Here is an 18341-nt window from a genome sequence, read left to right on the forward strand (position 1 = left end):
GCAACGCGCCACTCTCCCCCGGCGGGGGTCTGTTGTGGGCCCACGCCTACACGGTCAGGCCGCGCACCAGCAGATCCAGCAGCGCGCACACGAACAGGGCGATCCCGATGAACCCGTTGACGCTGAAGAACGCCCTGTTGAGCCGGGACAGGTCGTGCGGGCGGACGATGTTGTGCTCGTAGACGAAGGCGCCGGCGACGATCATCAGGCCGATCCAGAAGAAGGCGCCGGCGTCCGTCGTGACCGCGTAGGTGACGAGCAGGGCCATGACCGCGGTGTGGCAGACGCGGGCGCCCCAGATGGACGCCGGGATGCCGAAGCGGGCCGGCACCGACATGACGCCGATCTCGCGGTCGGTCTCGACGTCCTGGCAGGCGTAGATCAGGTCGAAGCCGCCGATCCAGATGCCGACGGCGAGGCCGAGGATCGTCGCGTCCCAGGACCACTCACCGCTGATGGCGAGCCAGCCGCCGATCGGTCCCATCGCCTGGGCGATGCCCAGGATGGCCTGCGGGAAGTTCGTGAAGCGCTTGCCGTAGGGGTAGACCACCATCGGGATCACCGCGATGGGCGCCAGGGCGAAGCAGAGGGGGTTGAGCAGGGCCGCCGAGCCCAGGAAGATCACGACCGCGATCAGCGCGCCCGTCCAGGCGTGCCTGACCGACATCGCGCCGGTGACCAGCTCGCGCTGCGCGGTCCGCGGGTTGCGGGCGTCGATCTCGCGGTCGATGATCCGGTTGACCGCCATCGCGAAGGTGCGCAGGCCCACCATGCAGATGGTGACCAGGAGCAGCCGCCCCCAGTGGATGTTGCGGTCCCACTCGAACATCGCCGTGAGGGCGGCGATGTAGGCGAAGGGCAGGGCGAACACCGAGTGCTCGATCATCACCAGCCGCAGGAACGCCTTGGTTCTTCCTGGCTGCGGGATCGCGGCGGAGGCGCTGCTCACAGGCCGTACTCCTTCCAGCGGCGGTCGACCTTCGCCGCCGTCTCCGGGTCGGACAGGACCATGTCGGGCCAGCCGCCGTCGCGCGTGTAGCCCTCCTCGGGCCACTTCTTCGTCGCGTCGATCCCGGCCTTCCCTCCCCAGAACTGCTGGTAGGAGGCGTGGTCGAGATGGTCGACGGGGCCTTCGACGACGCTGAGATCACGGGCGTAGTCCGTGTTGCCGAGGGCGCGCCAGGCGACCTCGTGGAGATCGTGGACGTCGCAGTCGGAGTCCACCACCACGATCAGCTTCGTCAGGGACATCATGTGTGCCCCCCAGACAGCGTGCATCACCTTTTGGGCGTGCTTGGGGTATTTCTTGTCGATCGAGACGATCGCGCAGTTGTGGAAGCCGCCGGCTTCCGGCAGGTGGTAGTCCACGATGTCCGGGACGATGATCTTCAGCAGCGGGAGGAAGAACCGCTCCGTCGCACGCCCGAGCGGTCCGTCCTCCGTCGGAGGGCGGCCTACGACGATCGACTGAAGCAGCGGCCGCCTGCGCATCGTGACGCAGTCGATGGTCAGCGCGGGGAAGGGCTCCTGCGGCGTGTAGAAGCCGGTGTGGTCGCCGAAGGGCCCCTCGGGCAGCATCTCGCCGGGCTCCAGCCAGCCCTCGACGACCACCTCGGCCTGCGCCGGGACCTGCAGCGGCACCGTCTTGCAGTCGACCATCTCGATCCGCCTGCCGGCGATGAACCCGGCGAAGAGGTACTCGTCGATGTCGCCGGGGAGCGGGGCCGTGGACGCGTACGTCACCGCGGGCGGGCAGCCGAAGGCGATCGCGACCGGCAGCCGCTCGCCCCTGCGCGCGGCCACCTGGTAGTGGTTGCGGCTGTCCTTGTGGATCTGCCAGTGCATGCCGATGGTGCGCCGGTCGTGGCGCTGGAGGCGGTACAGCCCGAGGTTGCGGATACCGGTCTCGGGGTCCTTGGTGTGCGTGAGCCCGAGGTTGAAGAAGGAGCCGCCGTCCTGGGGCCAGGTGAACAGGGCGGGCAGGGCGTCGAGGTCGACGTCGTCGCCGGTGAGGACGACCTCCTGCACGGGGGCGTCCTTCACCTTCTTCGGCGGGACGTGCGCCATCGCGCCGAGCTTGCCGAACGCCTCGCGCACGCCGACGAAGCCGTGCGGCAGCTCGGGGCGCAGCAGTCCGCCGATCTTCTCGGAGATGTCCCCGTACGACTTCAGGCCGAGGGCCTTCAGCAGCCGCCGGTCGGTGCCGAAGACGTTCATCGCGAGGGGCATGGACGAGCCCTTCACGTTCTCGAAGAGCAGCGCGGGGCCGCCCGCCTTCTGCACCCGGTCGACGATCTCCCCGACCTCCAGGTACGGATCGACCTCGGTCTTGACGCGCTTGAGGTCGCCCTCGCGTTCCAGCGCCCTGAGCAGGGAGCGAAGATCGTCGTAAGCCATGCGTCCCAGTATCGGCCACCCGCTACCCTGACCCCGTCACCGGGGCCGGTCAGGGCCCCGCCACCGCCTGTTGGGGGATCGCACCACCATGCTCAGGTATCTGCCGTTCCTGCTGGTCCTGGCGCTGTGGATCTTCGCTTTCATCGACTGCCTGAACACTCCCGAGGAGCAGGTGCGCGGGCTGCCCAAGGTGGTCTGGGTCCTCATCATCCTGTTCTTCGGCGAGGTGCTGGTCGGCCCGGTCGCCTGGCTCGTGGCGGGCAAGGTCCGGCACGCCCCCGCGGGCGGCTCCACGCCCTCCGAGTGGCACCGCAGCCACCGCACCCGGTTCGTCGCGCCCGACGACAACCCCGAGTTCCTGAAATCCCTCCGCGAGGAGAACAAGAAGGACGAGTCCCTTCTCAAGGACTGGGAGGCGGACCTGCGACGCCGCGAGGAGGAGCTGCGCCGCCGGGAGCAGGGAAACCAGGAGAACCGGGAGAACCTGGACAACCGGGACAAGGAGCAGTAGCCCACCGGCTCCGGTCACGGGTCCGTACGCGTGACCGGAGCCGGCCGGGTCAGTGACTGCCGGCGAGTTCGCCGGTGAGCTTGCCGTGGAGATCGGCGCTCGGGTCGTTCAGCCCGGTGATCTCGACGGTCTTGCCCCGCTGGGCGTACTTCGTCTCGATCGCGTCCAGCGCGGCCACCGACGAGGCGTCCCAGACGTGCGCGGCGGACAGGTCGATGACGACCTTGTCGGGGTCCGTGGCGTAGTCGAACTGGCCGACGAGGTCGTTGGAGGAGGCGAAGAACAGCTCGCCGGTGACCCGGTAGACCACCGCCCTGCCGTCGGGGTCGACCACGGCGGTGACCTCGGCGAGGTGGGCCACACGCCTGGCGAAGACGACCATGGCGGTGATCGAGCCGACGACGACGCCGATGGCGAGGTTGTGGGTGGCGACCACGCAGGCGACGGTGATCAGCATGACGGCGATCTCCCCGGCGGGCATGCGCTTCAGCGTCTTGGGGGCGATGGAGTGCCAGTCGAAGGTCGCGAAGGACACCATGACCATCACCGCGACCAGGGCGGCCATGGGGATGTCGGAGACGACCGGCCCGAAGACGATGCAGAGCACCATCAGGAACGCGCCCGCGAGGAACGTCGACAGGCGGGTGCGGGCGCCGGAGACCTTCACGTTGATCATGGTCTGGCCGATCATGGCGCAGCCGCCCATGCCGCCGAAGAAGCCGGTGACGATGTTGGCGATGCCCTGGCCGATGGACTCGCGGGACTTGTTGGAGTGGGTGTCGGTGATGTCGTCGACCAGCTTCGCGGTCATCAGCGACTCCATCAGGCCGACCAGCGCCATGGCGAACGCGTACGGGGCGACCGTCGTCAGCGTGTCGAGCGTGAACGGCACGTCCGGCAGGCCCGGCACGGGCAGCGAGGACGGCAGTGCGCCCTTGTCGCCGACGGTCGGCACCGCGATGCCGGCGGCCACGGTGACGACGGTCAGGATGACGATCGAGACGAGCGGGGCGGGGATCACGGTGGTGATCCGCGGAAAGAACACCATGAGTGCCAGCCCGCCGATGATCAGCGGGAACACGGGCCAGGGGACGTTCCGCATCTCGGGGACCTGGGCCATGAAGATCAGGATCGCCAGGGAATTGACGAAACCGACCATCACCGAGCGCGGGATGAACCGCATCAGCTTCGCCACCTCCAGCGCGCCCAGGACCACCTGGAAGACGCCGGCGAGGATGACCGCGGCGACCAGGTATCCCATGCCGTGCTCACGGTTGAGCGGGGCGATGACGAGGGCGACGGCACCGGTGGCCGCGGAGATCATCGCCCGGCGTCCGCCGACGATCGAGATGGTCACGGCCATGGTGAACGAGGCGAACAGGCCGATCGCCGGGTCGACCCCGGCGATGATCGAGAAGGAGATCGCCTCGGGAATCAGCGCGAGCGCGACGACCAGGCCGGCCAGGACCTCGGTGCGCCAGACCTTCGGGTCGGAGATCCAGTCGGGCTTCAGGCCGCGCAGACGCGCGGCCGGGGACACGGCAGTGGCGGCAGAAGGCAAGGGAGACGGAACCTTGTCGTGCTCGGGCACACCCCAGCGGTGGGCCGGGGCGTGCGGGAGGACGCGGAGGGGCCGGGCCGGCACCCCGCGGACGGCCCCGCGCGTACGGGGCCGGAAGTCGAGGACGGACAGGTGGGGGCCGGCACGGGGCGCGGCCTCACCTCACGTCCGCGGGCGAAGCCTCACGGCGGGCAGGCGGCGGCGCCGGGCGTCATGAGCTCGCGCACGCTTCTCTCCCGCGGGGATCGGATCTTCGCCGGGGGCGCCATCGGCCCCGACACGGCAGCGGCGGGGCAGCGGCACGCGACCCTCACCGCCGGCAACTCTACCCTAACGTTAGAGTAGGGACCGACGGCGCCCACCCGGGCCGAGACCGCCGACGACGAGAAGGACCGGAGGATCACGGGCGTGGACGGCAAGATGCAGATCGGCGAGGTCGCCGCGCGCACGGAGCTGTCCCTGCGCACGATCCGGCACTACGAGGAGACCGGCCTGGTGGTCCCCTCCGCCCGCTCGCAGGGTGGCTTCCGCCTCTACACCGAGGCCGACGTCGCCCGGCTCATGGTCATCCGCCGCATGAAGCCGATCGGCTTCACACTGGACCAGATGCGCGACCTGCTGGAGGCGACCGACCGCCTCGACGCCGGCGCCGGACTGGACGCCGGCGAGCGCGAAGCCCTCCTGGAACGTGTGCGGACCTGCCGGCGGGCCGCGGCCGAACAGGTGGAGAAGCTGCGGGTCCAGCTGGCCCGCGCGGAGGAGTTCGCCGCCACCCTGGACGCCCGCCTGGAGCAGAGCGCCCCGGCAGCCCACGCCCGCTGAAGCGGCGCCCGGACCGTCAGGCGCCCGGGCCGTCCCGCAGGACCAGGGCGAGCAGTCCCGGGAAACGGGCGTCGAACTCCGCCCTGCGCAGCCGGTTGACCCGCCGGGCCCCCTCGTCGCGCTGCTCCACCAGCCCGGCACCCCGCAGCACCGCGAAGTGGTGGCTGAGCGCCGCCTTGCCGACCGGCACGTCGAAGCTGCCGCAGCTGCGGGTCCAGTCGGCCGAAGCCGCCAGCTCCCGGACCAGGGTGAGGCGTACGGGGTCGGCGAGGGCGGCGAGCGCGGCGAGGACGGGGACCTCGTCGGGGTGCGTATGGCCGGGGGCGGCCCGATGACCGGTCGTGCGCTGCGCCACGCCCTGCTCCTTGCCGTAGATCCGCCTGCCGGGTGTCCGCTTGCCGAGTGTTCGATGAAAACCATACACTCACGAGTGTTCGCTTCCCATCGAACACTCGTGAGGAGTGTGCTGTCATGCGCGCGGTCGAGTTCCAGGAGTACGGCGGGCCCGAGGTCCTGAAGGTCGTGGAGGCGGAGGTCCCCGAGCCCGGCCCCGGCCAGGTGAGCGTGGAGGTGGCGTACACCGGGGTGAACTTCGCCGACCTCAAGGCACGCGGCGAGGGATACCGCGTGCCCCGCCTGCCGTTCGTACCGGGCCTGGAGGCGTCCGGCCGGATCCGCGCGGTCGGCGAGGGCGTCACGGGGCTGTCCCCCGGGCAGGAGGTGACGGCACTGACGGAGGGCGGCGCCTACGCGGACGTGGTGCTCGCGCACGCCTCGACCGTGTTCCCGGTCCCGGCCGGCGTCGGCCTGCGCACGGCGGCGACCCTGCCCACCGTGCTGCCGACCGCGTACGCCCTCGTCCATCGCGTCGGCCGGCTCCAGCCCGGTGAGACGGTGCTCGTGCAGGGCGCGGCGGGCGGGGTCGGCACCGTGGTCGGGCAGCTGGCGAAGGCGGCCGGCGCCGGCGCGGTGTACGGAGTGGTGTCGGGCGCGGCCAAGGCGGACTACGCCCGCGCGCAGGGGTACGACGAGGTGTTCGTCGGCGAGTTCACCGAGGCGGTGCGGGCCGCCACCGGCGGCCGCGGCGTCGACCTCGCGCTGGATCCCGTCGGCGGCGAGACCTTCCGCGGCAGCCTCGCCTGCCTCTCGGTCTTCGGGCGCCTGGTCTCCTTCGGCAACGCGAGCTCGGCCCCGGCCTGGAGCGTGGGACAGCCGGAGCTGTACCCCTCCGGCGTCTCGGTGGGCGGCTTCTCGATCCTGACGCTGGCGAAGACGGCCCCCGGCGAGCTGCGCGCCCTCGCGGAGCAGGCCTTCGCCAAGGCCCTGGACGGCACCGTGTCGCTGCCGGTCACCGCCGAGTTCGGCCTGGCGGAGGCCGCGGAGGCGCACCGCCTGATGGGCACGCGCACCAGCACGGGCAAGCTCCTGCTGAGGGTGGACGACGGCCGGTAGCCGCTCAGCTCTCCGGACCGGCCTCCAGCCAGGTCAGCTGGAGGTCGTCCAGGAGCGACTGTCCCGGCCGCCCCGAGGCGTGGGCGTTGATCTCCACCTGGACCGTCGCCCAGCACGCGAGGCTCATGGCGAGGACCCGCAGACCGTCCGTGCCGTACCGGTCCAGGACATCGTCGGCGCAGTCCAGGGCCTCCTGGGCGACCCGTTCGGCGGGATGGGTCCCGACCGCGCGGCGCAGCAGGTCGATGGAGAGCCGGGAGACCTCCGGAGCGATGGCGGACAGCTGCCGGTCCTCTTCTTCGTCCACGCCGATCCACACTAGGGGGTGGGGTCGATCTCGTACGGATTCCGCCAGGAATCTGCCCATTGGTGAAGATCCGGCAAGGGGAGCCGGCGGGGCCCTGGCAGGTCCGTACCCTTCGGACGGATGAGAAACGCCGACCGCCTCCGCCCCGTCGACCTGGCCCGGACGGCCGGCGTCTCGACCCAGCAGATCCGCACCTACGAGGACGCGGGCGTCCTGCCCCCGGCCACCCGCACCGCGTCCGGCTACCGCACCTTCACGGACCTGCACCGGCGCGCCCTGCTGACCCACCGCACGCTGACGAAGGGCTACGGCCCGGTGGCGGCGACCCGCATCATGCGCACCGTGCACGCGGGCGACGTCCCCGCCGCCCTGGCCCTGGTGGACGCCGCACACGCCGCCCTGCACACCGAGCGGACGGATCTGCGCGCGGCGGCCGAGGCGCTGGAGGAGCTGGCGCGGGCGGAACCCCAGCCGCTGCCCGCGCCCGGCGCACTGCGGGTGGGGGAGGTCGCCGCACTGCTCGGCGTACGGACGTCGGCGCTCCGGGTGTGGGAGGCGGCCGGGCTGCTGGCGCCCGGGCGGGAGCGGGGGACGCGGTACCGCACGTACGGCCCGGCGGACGTGCGCGACGCCCGGCTGATCCAGACGCTGCGCCGCGGCCACCACTCCCTCGACCAGATCCGCCCGGTCCTGGAGGGGCTGCGCCGCGAGGGCGGCAGCGAGGCGCTGCGGGCGGCGATCACCGCGCGCGGGGAGGCGCTGACGGAGCGGACGCGGGCGATGCTCGACGGGGCGGGGGCGCTGTACGCGTACCTCGCGGACGGGTCCTGACCGCACCGGGTGGGGGCGGCCGCAGGCCGGGGCGGGTCGCGGCTGGACAATCGGCGGCGAATTTTGGCACGGTGTGGCACACCGGCCCGTAATCGAACACGTGGCCGATGATGCCGAAAGGGAGGCTTCGTGTCCCTCGCCTTCTACGCCACGCAGAGCACCTTCTCCGACCCCGGTGAACTCCTCCCCCGCTACGCCGATCTGCCGCGGGACCCGGCCCGGCTCGCCCGCATCACCCGTGACCTGCTCATCCACCGCCTGGAAGGCGACATCTTCGGCCACACCCACCCGGCCGACCGCCTGCACAACGACGCCGAGACCCGCTACGTCGACGACATCCTGCGCCTCCTCGTCGCACGCGACGGCGCCTCGCTGACCCGGCGGCGCGAACCGGCCGACCGGTTCGTCGGGACCTGCCGGGACTTCGCGCTGCTGCACAGCTCATTCCTGCGCCACGCCGGCATCCCCGCCCGTACCCGGTGCGGCTTCGCCGACTACTTCGGGGACGGCGGCTTCCACGTCGACCACGTCGTCACCGAGTACTGGGACGGGGAACGCGGCTGGCTGCTCGCCGACCCCGAGCTCGCCGACCTCTTCGTCACCGGCCACTGGAAGGTGGACTTCGACCCGATGGACGTCCCGCGCGACCGCTTCCTCGTCGCGGGCGAGGCATGGCGGGCGATCCGCGAGCAGGGCGCGGACCCGGAGACCTTCGGGCTGCACCCGCCGGCGCAGGGCCCGTTGTGGGGCGAGCGGTTCGTCTCGGGCAACATCCGCCTCGACCTGGCCGCACTCAACAAGGTGGAGCCGCTGCTCTGGGACGTCTGGGGCGAGGCCGAGGGGGAGCCCGGAGAGCCCCTGCCCGAAGCGGCCCGCCTCTTCTACGACCGCGTCGCCCCCGTCGTCAGCGGCGAGATCTCCTTCGAGGCGGTACGCGGGCTGTTCCGCGAGGACGACGTCCTGCGCACCCCGGGGACGGTGACCTGCTACGCGCCCTTCAACGGGCCGAGCCGGGTGACCCTGCGCTGACCCTCCCCGCCTCGCTCCGCCGGGTCCGGGTCCGGCGTTGCCCGGACGCCCCGTCCCCTGGACAGTGGGAGACATGGATCAGGCACAGGCACGCACCTGGCTCGCCACCGCCGTCGAGGAGGCCCGCGCCGGACGCGCGGAAGGCGGTATCCCGATCGGCGCCGCCCTCTACGGCGCCGACGGCACCCTCCTCGGCCGCGGCCACAACCGGCGCGTCCAGGACGGCGATCCCTCGACGCACGCGGAGACGGCCGCGTTCCGCGCGGCGGGACGGCAGCGCTCGTACCGCGGGACGACCATGGTCACCACGCTCTCTCCGTGCTGGTACTGCTCCGGTCTGGTGCGCCAGTTCGGCATCTCCCGGGTCGTGGTCGGCGAGGCGGTGACCTTCCACGGCGGGCACGACTGGCTGGCCCGGCACGGCGTGGAGATCGTGCTGCTCGACGACCCCGGGTGCGTCATGATGATGCGCGACTTCATCAAGAAGGAACCGGCCCTGTGGAACGAGGACATCGGTGAGTGACGCCCCTGCCCCGCGTATCCCCACCATCGACCTGCGGCCCTGGACGACCGGCGGCCCCGCGGGCCGCGCCCGGATCGCCCGCACCGTCGACGCGGCCCTCCAGACCGCCGGATTCCTGCTGGTCACCGGCCACGGCGTGGACCCGGGGCTGCGCTCAAGCATCCGGGAGTCGGCCCGCGCCTTCTTCCGGCTGCCGGCGGGCACGAAGCGGGCCTACGAGGCGAAGGTCGGCGGGCGCGGCTGGCTCGGCCCGGGCGCCGAGGCCAACGGCTACGCGGAGGGGACCGAGACCCCGCCGGACCTGAAGGAGTCGCTGACGTTCGCGACCGACGAGCCCTTCGCGGACCCGGTCGTCAACGCGGAGTGGTACGCGCCCAACGTGTGGCCCGCGCAGGTGCCGGAGCTGAGGGGACTGTGCGAGGAGTACCTGGAGCGGATGGCCCGCCTGGAGAAGCAGCTGCTCCGCCTGCTCGGCGAGGCCCTCGGGGTCGGGCCGGACTTCTTCTCCCGGCACATGGACCACCCGACCTACGGCTTCAACATCAACTGGTACCCGGGCACGGAGGTCGTCGGCGAGCCGCGGCCGGGGCAGTTCCGCATCGGCCCGCACACCGACTTCGGCACCGTGACCATCCTCGACCGCCAGGCGGGCAGGGGCGGCCTTCAGGTCCACACGGACGCGGACGGCTGGCAGGACGCGCCGTACGACCCCGCGGCGTTCACCATCAACATCGGCGACCTGCTGGCCCGTTGGACCGGCGACCGCTGGCGCTCGGGGCGGCACCGGGTGCTGCCGCCGCCCGCGGACGCGCCCGCCGAGGAACTGATGTCCCTGGTCTACTTCGGCGAGTGCACCCCGGGCACCCTGGTGGAGTCGCTTCCCGCGCCGGTGGGGCGGGTGGTGCACCCGCCCGTCGACTCGCACGTCTACCTGCGCGCGAAGCTGGACTCCATCACCGTGGGCTGAGCCCTCCGGCCGCCCGGCTCACACGCCCGCGTAGGAGTGCTTGCCGGTGACGAAGATGTTGACGCCGTAGTAGTTGAACAGCCAGCAGCCGAAGGCGATCAGGGCCAGGTAGGCGGCCTTGCGGCCCTTCCAGCCGGCGGTGGCGCGGGCGTGCAGGTAGCAGGCGTAGGCGACCCAGGTGATGAACGCCCAGGTCTCCTTCGGGTCCCAGCCCCAGTAGCGGCCCCAGGCCGACTCCGCCCAGATCGCGCCCGCGATGATCGTGAACGTCCACAGCGGGAAGACCGCGGCGTTCAGCCGGTAGGCGAACTTGTCCAGCGACGAGGACGCGGGCAGGCGCTCCAGGAAGGACGTCGCGAAGCGGCCGGGCGTGCCGCCGTTCTCCAGCTTGGTCTCGTAGGAGTCCTTGAACAGGTAGAGGAGCGTGCCGGCCGCGCCCACGTAGAAGACCGCACCGCACAGGATGGCGGTGGAGACGTGGATGTAGAGCCAGTACGAGTGGAGGGCGGGAACCAACTGGTCACTGGCGGTGTACAAGACGGTGACGGCGATGCCGAGATCGAGGAGGACCGTCGTGACCAGGAACAGGCCGAGCCAGCGCACGTTCTTCCGCAGCGCCAGCAGCGTGAGGTACACACCGACGGCGACGGTGGAGAAGGTGATGTTGAACTCGTACATGTTGCCCCACGGCGCCCGCTGCACCGAGGCCGCCCGGGCGATCACGCCGACGAGGTGGACGAGGAAGGCGAGCACCGTCAGCGAGATGGCGATACGCCCGTAGAGGTCGCCCTGCTCGTCCCCGCCGTGCGCCCCGGGTCCGTCGGGCACGTCACGGGAGCCGGCCGAGGACCGTACGACGACCTTGGGCCGCTCGAGCACGGCCGTGCCGCCCGCCGTCTTCACGGTGACGGCGGGGGCGGCTCCCTTGGCCTTCCCCGTCGTGGTCAGCGCCGCCGCGGTGCGCGCGACCTTGCTGCGGCTGCCGAAGAGCCATTCGGCGATATAGGCGAAGAAGGCCAGGGTGTAGACGGCCATCGCGGAGTAGATCAGCGTGTTGCTGATGTTCGCGAGGTGTTCGTTGGCGGCCGTGGCCAACTCGGTCGGGGCGGCGAGAGTCACGTCGTCTCAGCCCTTTCGGCAGATGCGACTTGGGGGTCGGGGGTGGTGTCGTCTTGGTCTGGGGAGTCGTCGGACTCGGGTGCGCCCGGCGCCTGGTCGTACAGGACTGCGGCGAGGTCGCCGAGTTCCTCGGGTACCTTGGCGGACTCGCTGCGGCCGAGTCCGGCCATCTCCACGACCGTCACGCCGTCGGCGCCCGCGACCGCCCGCACCCAGACGCGGCGGCGCTGGATGAACAGGGAGCCGGCGAGGCCGAAGATGGCGACGAGCGCGCCGCCGAGCGCCCAGACGGTGCCGGGCTGCTGGACGATCTGGAAGTTCGCCCACTCCTTGGTGCCCTCGTAGGTGATCGTGCCCGCGCCGTTCGGGAGCGTCATGGTCTGGCCCGGCTTCAGGTTGTCCCTGAGCTGTGCGCCCTTGGCGTCCTTGAAGCCCTTCACATGCGACTTGTCGAGCTGGTAGACGCTCTGCGGAATCCCGGAGTCGACCCCCAGGTCGCCGTAGTACGGCGTGAGGTTCAGCACCGGGTTCCTCAGCGCCGGGAAGGTGGAGGCGGTCTCGCTGCCCTGGGTGTAGGTCGGCAGCAGGAAGGCGGAGATGCCCAGCTGCTGGCTGACGCCCTTCGCGTTCCGGTAGCCGTCGAGGACCTTGATCACACCGGTGGAGGTGACGTTGGAGTCGAGCGGAAGAAGGGGGACGGCGTCGTGGTAGACGACCTTGCCCCTGCCGTCGCGGACGGTGATGACCGGGGCGTAGCCGTGGGCGGTGAGGTAGACGTTGGCGTCGCCGATCTGCAGCGGCTCGTTGACCTTGACGAGGTCCTTGCGGTCCTTGCCGTAGGCGCCCTTGCTGTAGGTGAGGGCGGCCTGGTAGGTCCGCGGGGTGCCCTTGTTGGGGCCGCTGGCCTCGTAGGTGCCGGTGAACTTGTCCAGGGTGAAGCTGAAGGGCACCAGGTCGTCGGCGGTGAACAGGTTGCCGGACTTGAAGTCGTCGTACTGCGTGGTGGTGTTGGAGAAGCCGTCGCCCTCGACGATCAGCTTGTTGCCCTCGGACTTGAAGAGCTGGCCCCAGGCGAAGGCGATCAGCAGCACGATCAGCGCGATGTGGAAGGCGAGGTTGCCGATCTCGCGCAGATAGCCCTTCTCGGCGGCGACGGCGTCCCCGGCGGTGTGCGCGCGGAAGCGGCGCCTCTTCAGCAGGGCGAGCGCGGCCTCCCGGACCTGCTCGGGCTCGGCCCGCGTCCGCCAGGTCGTGTACGCGGGCAGCCGGTTCAGCCGCCTGGGCGCGCCCGGCGGGCGGCCGCGCAGCTGCCCGACGAACTGATGGGTGCGCGGGACGATGCAGCCGATGAGGGAGACGAACAGCAGGATGTAGATCGCGGAGAACCACACCGAGCTGTAGACGTGGAAGAGGCCGAGCCGGTCGTAGACCGGCGCGAGGAAGGTGTGGGCCTTGCGGAAGTCGGCGACCTTGGTCTCGTCGGTGCCGGACTGCGGGATCAGCGAGCCGGGGATCGCGCCCAGCGAGAGGAGCAGGAGCAGCAGCAGCGCGACCCGCATGGAGGTGAGCTGCCGCCAGAACCAGCGCGTCCAGCCGATCACGCCCAGCGAGGGCAGGTTCGGCAGCTCCTCCTTGGGGGCGGTGGACAGCTGCGAGCCGGCCGCGCCGAGGTCGTCGTCGGCCCGCTCGGGGGTCGTGCCGGACGCGGTGTTCTCAGTGGTGCTCATCGAGTCAGATCCCCACAGTGAAGCCGGCGGACCAGGACTGCATGTCCTGCACGAGGCGGTCCCAGGCGCCGGTGAGCAGCAGCAGACCGGTCACGATCATCATCGTGCCGCCGATCCGCATCACCCAGACGTAGTGGCGCTTGACCCAGCCGAAGGCGCCCAGCGCCTTGCGGAAGGCGACCGCGGCGAGCACGAACGGCACACCGAGGCCGAGGCAGTAGGCGACGGTCAGTATGGCACCGCGCCCCGCGCTGGACTGCTGGGAGGACAGGGCGAGCACGGAGGCGAGGGTGGGGCCGATGCACGGCGTCCAGCCGATGCCGAACAGCGCGCCGAGAAGAGGGGCACCGGCGAGCCCGGCCACCGGGCGCCGGTGGAAGCGGAACTCACGCTGGCTCATCCAGGGCATCAGGCCCATGAAGAAGACGCCCATGAGGATCATGAGCGCGCCCAGCACCTTCGACAGGACGCCCTTGTTGTCCTGGAGCGTGTCGCCGAAGAAGCCGAAGAGGGCACCGCTGGAGACGAACACGGCGGTGAACCCGAGCACGAAGAGCGAGGCGCCGGCGACCATCCGCCCGCGCCGGGCCTCGGCCAGGTCGGTGCCGGTGACGCCGGTCACGTACGACAGGTAACCGGGCACCAGCGGCAGGACGCACGGGGAGAAGAAGGAGACGAGGCCGCCGAGGAGCGCGACGGGCAGGGCGACCAGCAGGGCGCCGTTGAGCACCGTGCCGTTGTAGCCCGTGGTGGCGAGTGTGGTGACTGAGGTCACGTCACTTCTCCGCCAGGACCGGGGCGATCATCTTGCGCAGTTTCTCCTCGCTGAGGGCGGCCAGCGAGCGCGCGGCGATCTTGCCCTCGCGGTCGATGACGAGCGTGGAGGGCACCGCCTGCGGGTTGAGGGTGCCCTTCTTGAAGCGCAGCATCAGCTTGCCGGTCGGGTCGTACAGGCTCGGGAAGGTGATGCCCTCGTCCTTCTCGAAGGAGCGCGCGTTCTGGGCGCTGGTGTCGCGGGTGTTGATGCCGACGAACTGCACGCCCCGGGTCTTGAGGTCCTGGTAGACCTTCTCGAGGTTCGGCGCCTCGGCCCGGCAGGGGGCGCACCAGGAGCCCCACACGTTCAGGACGACGATCTTGCCCTTGTACGAGGCGACGTCGGCCGTGCTCCCGTCGACGGTCTTGCCGGACAGGTCGGGCACGTCGGCCCGCTCGCCCTTCTTGGCGGTGGAGATGCCGTCCTTGCCCATGACGAAGTTGGTGTCACCGCCTCCGCCGGAGGTCCCTCCGGACGAGCAGGCGGACATCAGCAGCGCGGCGACCGCGGCACCGGCGGTGGTCAGGACGACACGGCGGTGTGCGCGGTCGGAGCGCAGGGGGGCGCGGCTGGCGGCACTCATGTGAAAAGTTTCGCATGTCCGTTCCGGGGATCTTGCGCACCCCCCTCGCGGGGGGATTTCCGCCTCTCAGGCGGCCTGCCCGGAGGGTGAGGAGGAGGACGACGGGGCGTCCTGGAGGAAGGTCTTCCAGCCGCCGGCCGGTGCCTGTCCGACGTCGAGCGTCCGCAGCTTGCCGAGCACCTCGGGCCGCTGCGCGTCCATCCAGTCCACGAACTGCCGGAAGGAGACGAGGCGTACGTCGGCGCCCTTCTCCTTCTCCCGCGCGATGTGCTTGAAGGCCTCCTCTACGGCGTCCATGTAGATGCCGCCGTTCCACTGCTCGAAGTGGTTGCCGACGAAGAAGGGTGCCCGGTTGGTCTCATAAGCCCGCTTGAAGCCGGATATGTAGGAGTTCGCGGCCTGAGTGCGCCAGCCCGGGTAGTGGTAGGCGGGCGCGTTGGTCGAGTTGACCGACTGGTTGGCGAGCATGTTGTAGTCCATCGAGAGCACCTCGAAGCTGTGCCCGGGGAACGGGATCTGCTGCAGCGGCAGGTCCCAGACGCCCTGCTTCCTGCCGGGCCAGGTCTGGCGGCCGCCGGGTGAGGAGGCGTCGTAGCGCCAGCCCAGTTCCCTGGCGGTGGGCAGCAGGTTGTTCTGGCCGAGCAGACAGGGCGTGCGGCCGCCGACGAGCTCCTTGTCGTAGTCGAAGGGCAGGGAGGGCAGCTCGCTCCAGCCGGTGTGGGTGCGCCACTCCTTCACGAAGGACTTGGCCTGCTGGATCTCGCTGCGCCACTGCGCGGGCGTCCAGTTGCCGACGGTGCCGTGGCCGGAGCAGAAGTGGCCGTTGAAGTGGGTGCCTATCTCGTGGCCCTCCAGCCAGGCGCGGCGGACGTTCGCGAGCGTGGCCTTGATGTGCTCGTCGGTGAGGTAGCCGATGTCGGAGGCGCCGCGCGGGTTGTTCGGCGGGTCGTAGAGGCGCTTCTTCGACTCGGGCAGCAGATACAGCCCGGAGAGGAAGAAGGTCATGGCCGCGCCGTGCTCCTTGGCCAGGTCGAGGAAGCGCGGGAAGAGGCCGTTGCCGACCTCGCCGGCCCCGTCCCAGGAGAAGATCACGAACTGGGGCGGGGTCTGGCCCGGCTCCAGCGGCTCGGCCTTGGCGGGCTGGTGGGGCTGCCTGCCGGTGAAGGACGTCGAGCCGTCCCCGATGGGGCGATCCGGTTGCCGCGTTCGGCCGGACCCGCCCGCACCGGAACCCGATGGGTGGCTCGATCCGTCTGACGAGTCGAGGGCGCCACAGGCCGAGAGTGAGGCGGCTGCCGCGGCGCCCGCGCCGAGACCGAGCATTCCCCTGCGAGAGAGCGTGCGCATTCCATCCCCGATTCGTCATGTGCTCTGGTGGTCACCCAGTCAGAGGACATGACGAACCGGGAGGTTCCTCGCGAATGCGTTGGTCTCGTAACGAAATGTCACGAAAGCATCATGGAACCCACTGTGTGTGCATCGTCTCCCCGCCTCAGGCGCCGAAGGCCTTTCCCCGGCCCTTCACCGGCTTGGCGCCGGCCAGCAGATGGGCCGGGACGAGATCGCGGGCCGGCTCGCTGTAGCCCACGGAGACGAGCTTGTCGCCCTGGTAGGTGAAGCTCGTCAGCGAGGCGAGCGTGCACTGCCGCTTGCGCGGGTCGTGCCACAGCCGCCGCTTCTCGACGTACGACCGCACGATCCAGATCGGCAACTGGTGGCTGACGAGCACCGCTTCGTGCCCGCGCGCGCGGTCCTTGGCGGAGTCCAGCGCCTGCATCATCCGTACGACGATGTCGACGTACGGCTCGCCCCAGGAGGGCCGGAACGGGTTGACGAGGTACTTCCAGTTGCCGGGCTTGCGCAGCGCGCCGTCCCCGACGCCGAAGGTCTTGCCCTGGAAGACGTTGTCGGCCTCGATCAGCCGCTCGTCGGTGGCGAGGTCGAGCCCGTGCGCCTTGGCGATCGGGGTCGCCGTCTCCTGCGCCCGCTCCAGCGGGGAGGCGCAGACGTAGGTGATGTCGCGGGGGGCGAGGTGCTCGGCGACCCGGTCGGCCATCTGCCGTCCGAGTTCGGACAGGTGGTAGCCGGCGAGCCGTCCGTAGAGGACTCCGCCCGGGTTGTCGACCTCGCCGTGCCGCATGACGTGGACGACGGTGATGTCGCCGGCCGCCGTGTCGTTTCTCTCACTCATGCCGCTGTGGCCTCCGCCGCCGCTCGGGCCGCCGCCGGGAGGGCGTCGGCGATGCGCTGTACGGCCTGTTCGTCGTGGGCCGTGGACACGAACCAGGACTCGAAGGACGAGGGCGGCAGATAGACGCCCTGCGCCAGCATCGAGTGGAAGAAGGCAGTGAAGCGGAACGACTCCTGCCGCTTGGCGTCCTCGTAGTCGCGGACCTCGCGGTCGGTGAAGAAGACCGAGAACATGTTGGAGGCGTTCTGCAGCCGGTGCGCGACGCCCTCCTTGGCCAGCGCCTCGGTGACGAGCCCCCGGATCTGCTCCGAGACGGCGTCCACCGTGCCGTAGGCCGCGTCGTCGAGCAGGCGCAGCTGGGCGAGGCCGGCCGCGGTGGCGACCGGGTTCCCGGAGAGGGTGCCGGCCTGGTAGACGGGCCCCGCGGGCGCGAGGTGGGCCATGACGTCGGCACGGCCGCCGAAGGCCGCCGCCGGGAAGCCGCCGCCCATGACCTTGCCGAAGGTCATCAGGTCGGGCCTGACCCCGTCGATGCCGAACCAGCCCGCGCGGCTGGTGCGGAAGCCGGTCATCACCTCGTCGGAGATGAACAGGGCGCCGTTCTTCGAGCAGGCGTCCTTCAGCCCCTGGTTGAAGCCGGGCCGGGGCGGCACGACGCCCATGTTGCCGGGCGAGGCCTCGGTGATCACGCAGGCGATCTCGCCCGGGTGCCGGTGGAAGGCCTCCTGGACGGACTCGAGGTCGTTGTAGGGAAGGACGATCGTGTCCCCCGCCTGGGCGCCGGTGACGCCGGGCGTGTCGGGCAGGGCGAAGGTGGCCACACCGCTGCCCGCCGAGGCCAGCAGCGAGTCGACGTGGCCGTGGTAGCACCCGGCGAACTTGATCACCTTCGTACGGCGGGTGAACCCGCGGGCCAGCCGGATGGCGCTCATGGTCGCCTCGGTCCCGCTGGAGACGAGCCGCACCTGTTCCAGCGGCTCGATCCGCCCGACCATCTCCTCGGCCAGGGCGACCTCGCCCTCACCGGGCGTGCCGAACGAGGTGCCGTGCGCGACGGCCGCCTGGACGGCGTCGATCACGGCCGGGTGGGAGTGCCCGAGGATCATCGGACCCCAGGAACACACCAGGTCGACGTAGTCCCGCCCGTCGGCGTCCGTCAGATAGGGGCCCTTGCCGGACACCATGAACCGGGGCGTGCCGCCCACGGCCCGGAAGGCGCGCACCGGGGAGTTCACGCCGCCGGGCGTGACGGCCGCGGCCCGGTCGAACAAAGCCTGCGAGACAGGCGCTTCGTATGCATATGGCAGTTCGCTCATGACCTGCGACTTCTCCGACCTTCTCCGAATCGTCGGGCTCCGGGTTGCCAGTGACCTCCTCAGGGTAGGCCAGGGTGTGACCACGGCAGCGGGGCACCGCTGCTGACCCGGGAGACAGCCGGCCGCCGGATCGATCTGCGAAACTGAGTCCTGATACACACAGCTCAAACAGCCCTCGCGTACGTATA

General features: G+C 70.8%; 19 protein-coding genes. 7 read left to right on the forward strand and 12 right to left on the reverse strand.

Annotated elements, in window-relative coordinates:
• Nucleotides 1–46: 46 nt before the first annotated feature.
• Both mqnP and ACIRPX_RS25455 read right to left on the reverse strand, forming a co-directional pair.
• Nucleotides 47–949: a menaquinone biosynthesis prenyltransferase MqnP gene (gene mqnP / locus ACIRPX_RS25450; protein WP_404198810.1), complete on the reverse strand. Its 903-nt coding sequence runs from the start codon at nucleotides 947–949 to the stop codon at nucleotides 47–49.
• Nucleotides 946–2397, reverse strand: a complete 1452-nt coding sequence (locus ACIRPX_RS25455) for a menaquinone biosynthesis decarboxylase (protein WP_404198813.1) — start codon at nucleotides 2395–2397, stop codon at nucleotides 946–948. The genes mqnP and ACIRPX_RS25455 overlap by 4 nt, the downstream gene beginning before the upstream one ends.
• Before the next feature lie 88 nt (nucleotides 2398–2485).
• Here ACIRPX_RS25455 and ACIRPX_RS25460 point away from each other — a divergent pair, with 88 nt between their 5' ends.
• A complete protein-coding gene (locus ACIRPX_RS25460) occupies nucleotides 2486–2908 on the forward strand; it encodes a PLD nuclease N-terminal domain-containing protein (RefSeq protein ID WP_404198815.1) in 423 nt (140 codons plus the stop codon).
• A 49-nt stretch (nucleotides 2909–2957) separates the two neighbouring features.
• On the opposite strand, the gene ACIRPX_RS25465 is transcribed toward ACIRPX_RS25460, so the two are convergent.
• Nucleotides 2958–4448 carry a SulP family inorganic anion transporter gene (locus ACIRPX_RS25465; protein WP_404199014.1) on the reverse strand — a complete coding sequence of 497 codons (1491 nt, stop codon included), beginning with the start codon at nucleotides 4446–4448 and terminating at the stop codon, nucleotides 2958–2960.
• A gap of 429 nt (nucleotides 4449–4877) precedes the next feature.
• On the opposite strand from ACIRPX_RS25465, the gene ACIRPX_RS25470 reads away from it, so the two are divergent.
• Complete coding sequence (locus ACIRPX_RS25470; protein WP_404198818.1) at nucleotides 4878–5291, forward strand: MerR family transcriptional regulator; 414 nt, start codon at nucleotides 4878–4880, stop codon at nucleotides 5289–5291.
• Nucleotides 5292–5307: 16 nt separating this feature from the next.
• On the opposite strand, the gene ACIRPX_RS25475 is transcribed toward ACIRPX_RS25470, so the two are convergent.
• Entirely contained in the window at nucleotides 5308–5646 is a 339-nt protein-coding gene (locus tag ACIRPX_RS25475; RefSeq protein WP_404198821.1) for an ArsR/SmtB family transcription factor, read from the reverse strand.
• Nucleotides 5647–5762: 116 nt separating this feature from the next.
• Between ACIRPX_RS25475 and ACIRPX_RS25480 the strand changes: the two genes are divergently transcribed.
• Nucleotides 5763–6743, forward strand: a complete 981-nt coding sequence (locus ACIRPX_RS25480; RefSeq protein WP_404198824.1) for a zinc-binding alcohol dehydrogenase family protein — start codon at nucleotides 5763–5765, stop codon at nucleotides 6741–6743.
• A 4-nt stretch (nucleotides 6744–6747) separates the two neighbouring features.
• Here ACIRPX_RS25480 and ACIRPX_RS25485 read toward each other — a convergent pair whose 3' ends face one another.
• Nucleotides 6748–7050 (reverse strand): hypothetical protein, encoded by a 303-nt coding sequence (locus ACIRPX_RS25485; protein ID WP_404198827.1) that lies wholly within the window; start codon nucleotides 7048–7050, stop codon nucleotides 6748–6750.
• Nucleotides 7051–7170: 120 nt separating this feature from the next.
• Between ACIRPX_RS25485 and ACIRPX_RS25490 the strand changes: the two genes are divergently transcribed.
• From ACIRPX_RS25490 to ACIRPX_RS25505, 4 genes are all read left to right on the forward strand, one after another.
• Nucleotides 7171–7881: a MerR family transcriptional regulator gene (locus ACIRPX_RS25490; RefSeq protein ID WP_404198829.1), complete on the forward strand. Its 711-nt coding sequence runs from the start codon at nucleotides 7171–7173 to the stop codon at nucleotides 7879–7881.
• 129 nt (nucleotides 7882–8010) lie between these two features.
• Nucleotides 8011–8910, forward strand: coding sequence for a transglutaminase-like domain-containing protein (locus ACIRPX_RS25495; RefSeq protein WP_404198832.1), 900 nt, complete (start codon nucleotides 8011–8013; stop codon nucleotides 8908–8910).
• Nucleotides 8911–8983: 73 nt separating this feature from the next.
• Complete coding sequence (locus tag ACIRPX_RS25500; protein ID WP_404198835.1) at nucleotides 8984–9433, forward strand: nucleoside deaminase; 450 nt, start codon at nucleotides 8984–8986, stop codon at nucleotides 9431–9433.
• A complete protein-coding gene (locus tag ACIRPX_RS25505) occupies nucleotides 9426–10400 on the forward strand; it encodes an isopenicillin N synthase family dioxygenase (RefSeq protein WP_404198838.1) in 975 nt (324 codons plus the stop codon). The genes ACIRPX_RS25500 and ACIRPX_RS25505 overlap by 8 nt, the downstream gene beginning before the upstream one ends.
• An 18-nt stretch (nucleotides 10401–10418) precedes the next feature.
• Here ACIRPX_RS25505 and ccsB read toward each other — a convergent pair whose 3' ends face one another.
• From ccsB to hemL, 7 genes are all read right to left on the reverse strand, one after another.
• Complete coding sequence (gene ccsB / locus ACIRPX_RS25510; RefSeq protein ID WP_404198841.1) at nucleotides 10419–11519, reverse strand: c-type cytochrome biogenesis protein CcsB; 1101 nt, start codon at nucleotides 11517–11519, stop codon at nucleotides 10419–10421.
• Entirely contained in the window at nucleotides 11516–13246 is a 1731-nt protein-coding gene (locus ACIRPX_RS25515) for a cytochrome c biogenesis protein ResB (RefSeq protein WP_404198845.1), read from the reverse strand. The genes ccsB and ACIRPX_RS25515 overlap by 4 nt, the downstream gene beginning before the upstream one ends.
• A gap of 4 nt (nucleotides 13247–13250) precedes the next feature.
• Nucleotides 13251–14021 (reverse strand): cytochrome c biogenesis CcdA family protein, encoded by a 771-nt coding sequence (locus ACIRPX_RS25520; protein WP_404198848.1) that lies wholly within the window; start codon nucleotides 14019–14021, stop codon nucleotides 13251–13253.
• 1 nt (nucleotide 14022) lies between these two features.
• Nucleotides 14023–14646 carry a TlpA family protein disulfide reductase gene (locus ACIRPX_RS25525; protein WP_404198851.1) on the reverse strand — a complete coding sequence of 208 codons (624 nt, stop codon included), beginning with the start codon at nucleotides 14644–14646 and terminating at the stop codon, nucleotides 14023–14025.
• Nucleotides 14647–14712: 66 nt separating this feature from the next.
• Nucleotides 14713–15993: a hypothetical protein gene (locus ACIRPX_RS25530; protein ID WP_404198854.1), complete on the reverse strand. Its 1281-nt coding sequence runs from the start codon at nucleotides 15991–15993 to the stop codon at nucleotides 14713–14715.
• Between the two features lie 145 nt (nucleotides 15994–16138).
• Nucleotides 16139–16837 (reverse strand): histidine phosphatase family protein, encoded by a 699-nt coding sequence (locus tag ACIRPX_RS25535; RefSeq protein WP_404198857.1) that lies wholly within the window; start codon nucleotides 16835–16837, stop codon nucleotides 16139–16141.
• Nucleotides 16834–18153, reverse strand: coding sequence for a glutamate-1-semialdehyde 2,1-aminomutase (gene hemL / locus ACIRPX_RS25540; protein ID WP_404198860.1), 1320 nt, complete (start codon nucleotides 18151–18153; stop codon nucleotides 16834–16836). The genes ACIRPX_RS25535 and hemL overlap by 4 nt, the downstream gene beginning before the upstream one ends.
• Between the last annotated feature and the right edge of the window lie 188 nt (nucleotides 18154–18341).

The organism is Streptomyces sp. NPDC101225, assembly GCF_044767585.1.
GTDB lineage: Bacteria > Actinomycetota > Actinomycetes > Streptomycetales > Streptomycetaceae > Streptomyces.